Origin of the sequence: Streptomyces fuscigenes (assembly GCF_021556455.1) — a bacterium.
Lineage (GTDB): Bacteria > Actinomycetota > Actinomycetes > Streptomycetales > Streptomycetaceae > Streptomyces > Streptomyces fuscigenes.
Genome location: NZ_JAKGCV010000448.1, coordinates 1 through 4,420 on the forward strand (window position 1 = coordinate 1; position 4,420 = coordinate 4,420).

The 4,420-nt window shown below is 75.4% G+C and carries 4 protein-coding genes; 1 reads left to right on the forward strand and 3 read right to left on the reverse strand.

Annotated features, from left to right (window positions below; all coding sequences use genetic code 11):
• Positions 1–104 precede the first annotated feature (104 nt).
• The 3 genes from bioD to bioB are packed head-to-tail and all read right to left on the reverse strand — an operon-like array spanning position 105 to position 3,400.
• Positions 105–848, reverse strand: a complete 744-nt coding sequence (gene bioD / locus L1885_RS24345; protein ID WP_235799313.1) for a dethiobiotin synthase — start codon at positions 846–848, stop codon at positions 105–107.
• Between the two features lies 1 nt (position 849).
• Positions 850–2,175, reverse strand: coding sequence for an adenosylmethionine--8-amino-7-oxononanoate transaminase (locus L1885_RS24350; protein ID WP_235799314.1), 1,326 nt, complete (start codon positions 2,173–2,175; stop codon positions 850–852).
• Positions 2,168–3,400, reverse strand: a complete 1,233-nt coding sequence (gene bioB, locus L1885_RS24355) for a biotin synthase BioB (protein ID WP_235799315.1) — start codon at positions 3,398–3,400, stop codon at positions 2,168–2,170. The genes L1885_RS24350 and bioB overlap by 8 nt, the downstream gene beginning before the upstream one ends.
• Positions 3,401–3,543: 143 nt before the next feature.
• On the opposite strand from bioB, the gene L1885_RS24360 reads away from it, so the two are divergent.
• On the forward strand, positions 3,544–4,420 hold an 877-nt coding region (locus L1885_RS24360; RefSeq protein ID WP_235799316.1), incomplete at its 3' end, for an aminotransferase class I/II-fold pyridoxal phosphate-dependent enzyme.

Sequence of the window (4,420 nt, forward strand, 5' to 3'; positions counted from 1 at the left end):
TCGCGCGCGCCGCTGCGCGTACGGCCGTGCCGTTTCGCAACCCGCACCGCTCTCCCGCCCGCGTCCGCGTCTGCGGACGACGGCTGTTCCCGCGCCCGCGCGGATCACGCCGACGCAGCCGCCGGCCCGTCCCCGGGCTCGTGGCGCGCGGCGAACGCGTCCGCGTCCCAGCCGCCGCCGAGCGCGGGCGCGAGCCAGTCGCGCGCCGCCGCCCGGAACTCCGCCGGGGAGAGCGCGCCCGCGCCGTGCGGGAGCGCGCCCAGCAGCGGGACGCCGGACGCCTCCGGCAGATCGGCGAGGTTGCACCGCACGGCCAGGTCGGGACGCGCGGGCCAGCTGCCGATCACCGTGCCCAGCGCATCGACCCCGCGCGCCCGCAGCGCCTCGGCCGTCAGGGCCGTCGCGTTGAGCGTGCCGAGCCCGGCCCGTACGACCACGAGGACCGGCGCGCCGAGGAGCCGTGCCGCGTCCGCGAGGGTGCCGCCCTCGTCGTCGAACCGCACGAGCAGGCCGCCCGCCCCCTCCACGAGCACCAGGTCGTGCTCGGCCGCGAGCTTGCCCGCCGCCTCGGCCACGTCCGCCGGGCGCACCGGCGCCATCCGCGCCCTGCGGGCCGCGGTCGCGGGTGCCAGGGGCTCGGGGAAGCGGGCCAGTTCCACCGTGGTGACCCGCCCGGCGAGCCGGCCCGCCTGCTCGACGTCGCCCTCCTCGCCGGGCGCGAGCCCGGTCTGCGCGGGCTTGAGCAGGGCGACCGAACGCCCCGCGGCCACGGCCGCGGCGGCGACCGCGGCCGTCACCATCGTCTTGCCGATCTCCGTGTCCGTACCGGAGACCACCATCACGGACATGTCATCCCTCCCGTGCCGCGGCGGTCACCGCGCGGCAGATCGTCGCGACGTCGTCGTCGCCCGTCACATACGGCGGCATCGTGTACACGAGGTCGCGGAACGGGCGCAGCCAGACGCCCTCGCGCACGGCGGCCGCCGTGGCCGCCGCCATGTCGACCTCGTGGTCGAGCTGGACCACCCCGATCGCGCCGAGCACCCGCACGTCGCGCACGCCCGGGAGCGCCGCAGCCGCGGCGAGGCCCTCGCCCAGGCCCGCCTCGATGCGCTTGACCTCGCCCGCCCAGTCCTGGGCGAGCAGCAGGTCGAGGGAGGCGCAGGCCACGGCGGCCGCGAGAGGGTTGCCCATGAAGGTCGGGCCGTGCGCGAGCACCGGCACCTCGCCCCGCGCGATGCCCTCGGCCACCCGCTCCGTGCACAGCGTCGCGGCCATCGTCAGATAGCCGCCCGTCAGAGCCTTGCCGACGCACATCACGTCGGGCGCGACGGCCGCCCGGTCCGCCGCGAAGAGCGTGCCCGTGCGGCCGAAACCGGTGGCGATCTCGTCGAACACGAGCAGCACGTCGTGCGCGTCGCAGGCCTCGCGCAGCACCCGGAGGTACGCGGGGGAGTGGAAGCGCATGCCGCCCGCGCCCTGCACCACCGGCTCCACGACGACGGCCGCCGTCTCGTGCGCGTGGCGCGCGATCAGCTCCCGCAGCTCCTCGGCGTAGGCCTCGTCGTAGGCGGCGGGCGGCGCCTCGGCGAAGATCTGCCGCGGCAGGACGCCCGACCACAACTCGTGCATGCCGCCCTCGGGATCGCACACCGACATCGGCTGCCAGGTGTCGCCGTGGTAGCCCCCGCGCCAGGTCAGCAGCCGCCGCTTCCCGGGGCGGCCGAGGGAACGCCAGTACTGCAGGCACATCTTGAGGGCGACCTCGACCGAGACCGACCCCGAGTCCGCGAGGAACACGTGCCGCAGCGGCTCCGGGGTGATCTCCACGAGCCGGGCCGCGAGCCGCACCGCGGGCTCGTGGGTGAGCCCGCCGAACATGACGTGGCTCATCCGGCCGAGCTGCCGCGTGGCGGCGTCGTTGAGCACCGGGTGGTTGTAGCCGTGGATGGCCGACCACCACGACGACATGCCGTCGATCAGTTCGCCGTGGCCCCCGGCCGGTTCGGCGAGCCGCAGCCGCACCCCCGACGCGGACGAGACGACGAGGGGTTCGCTCCGGCCCGGCATCGGGCCGTACGGGTGCCAGACATGCGCCCGGTCGAGCTCGAGCAGCCGCGGGACCGGCAGGTCCCCGCCGTGGAGGGCCCCGGCGGCCGCGAACGCGTCAGGCATTCGGGGCCAGGTCCGTCCCCGCGCCCCTGCGCCGCACCGCGACCAGGTCATTGCGGGCCCCGCTGTCCGCGGCGGGCGACCCCGCCGCCTCCGCGACGGCGCCGACGGCCGCTGGCTCCGCCCCGGCGTCCGAGCCGCAGGGGGAGCCCGCCTGCCCGTCGCCGCAGGCGCCCGCGCAGGAGTGGTCCGGACCGCCGCAGGCGTGCGACGCCGCGGCGTCCGCGCGGTGCACGGGCAGCGTCTGCTCGTCCGCGCCCTCCACCACGAAGCCGGCGTCGGCGATCATCTCCAGGTCCTTCCTGCCCTCCTGGCCCTCGCTGGTGAGGTAGTCCCCGAGGAAGATCGAGTTGACCAGGTGCAGCGCGAGCGGCTGCATCGAGCGCAGGTGGACCTCGCGGCCGCCCGCGAGGCGCACCTCGACGTCCGGGCAGACGAACCGCACCATCGCGAGGATCCGCAGGCAGCGCTGCGGCGTCAGGTTCCACTCCTTCGCCAGCGGCGTGCCCTCGAACGGGATCAGGAAGTTGACCGGCACGGAGTCCGGGTCCAGCTCGCGCAGCGAGAAGACGACGTCCACCAGGTCGGCGTCGCTCTCGCCCATGCCCGCGATCAGGCCGGAGCAGGCCGACAGGCCGGCCGACTGCGCGTGCCGCACCGTCTCGACGCGGTCGGCGTACGTGTGGGTGGTCGTGATGTCCCCGTATGTGGATTCCGAGGTGTTCAGGTTGTGGTTGTACGCGTCCGCGCCGGCGGACCTGAGGCGTTCGCCCTGCCCGGCCGAGAGCAGTCCGAGGCACGCGCAGACCTCCACGCCCTCGTTCTCGTCCTTGATCGCCTCGATGGTCTTCGACACCCGGTCGATGTCCCGGTCGCTCGGGCCGCGCCCGCTGGCGACCAGGCAGACGCGCTTCGCGCCGCCCGCGACGCCCGCCGCGGCGGCGCGCGAGGCCTCCTCGGGCTTCAGCCAGCTGTACTTGAGGATCCCCGCGGTCGATCCGAGCCGCTGCGAGCAGTACGAGCAGTCCTCCGGGCAGAGCCCGGACTTGAGGTTGACCAGATAGTTGAGTTTCACCCGTCGGCCGAACCACTGCCGGCGGACCTTCCCGGCCGCGGCCACCACGTCCAGCAGCTCGTCGTCGGACGTCGCGAGTACGGCGAGGGCCTCGTCCCGCGTCGGCAGCTCGCGCCGCAGCCCCTTCTCCACCAGCGTCTTCAGCAGATCCATGGCTCGATCTTCGCGCACGGCCGCCCGCGGATGCCAGGGTGGAAGTCACCAACACGACCGGGTCGAAGTGTGGACATGGCCACACCTGCGGGCGGTTTGGAGACCGCTAGTGTCTGTGCATTGCCTACAAAAGGACCGACGCCATGCCCCACGACCCCTTCGCCTGGACCGACGACGCCGCGCGCGCCCGGGAGGCCGCGGGGCTCGTGCGCACCCTGCGTCCCCGGTCCCCCGAGCCGGACGTGCTCGACCTCGCGAGCAACGACTACCTCGGTCTGGCGCGGCATCCCGAGACCACCCGGGCGGCCGCCGACGCGGCGGTGCGGTGGGGCGCGGGCGCGACGGGCTCGCGCCTGGTCACCGGCAGCACCCGGCTGCACGAGGAGCTGGAGCGCGAACTCGCCGCGCACTGCGGCTTCGAGGCGGCCCTCGTCCTGTCCTCCGGGTACGCGGCCAACCTCGCCGCCCTCACCGCGCTCACCTCCCGCGACGGGCTGCTGCTGTCCGATGCCGGCAACCACGCCTCGATCGTCGACGGTTGCCGCCTGTCGCGGGGCGAGACGGTCGTCGTGCCGCACGCGGACCCCGAGACGGTCGGCAAGACCCTCGACGTCCGGCGGCCCGGCCGCGCCCTCGTCGTCTCCGACGCGGTGTTCTCCGTCGACGGCGACATGGCCCCGCTGCACGCCCTCGCGGCCGTCTGCCGCACGCACGGGGCGGCGCTCCTGGTGGACGACGCGCACGGGCTCGGCGTCCTCGGTCCCGGCGGGCGCGGCTCCCTGCACGCGGCGGGCGTCGCGGACGCGGACGGCGTGGTGCCCGACGGCGTCGTCGCGACGGTGACCCTGTCCAAGTCGCTCGGCAGCCAGGGCGGAGCGGTCCTCGGGCCGGCCCGGGTGATCGAGCACCTGGTGAACGCGGCGCGCACGTTCATCTTCGACACCGGCCTCGCGCCCGCCGCGGCCGGCGCCGCCCTGGCCGCGCTGCGGCAGCTGCGCCGCAGCCCCGAACTGGCCGACC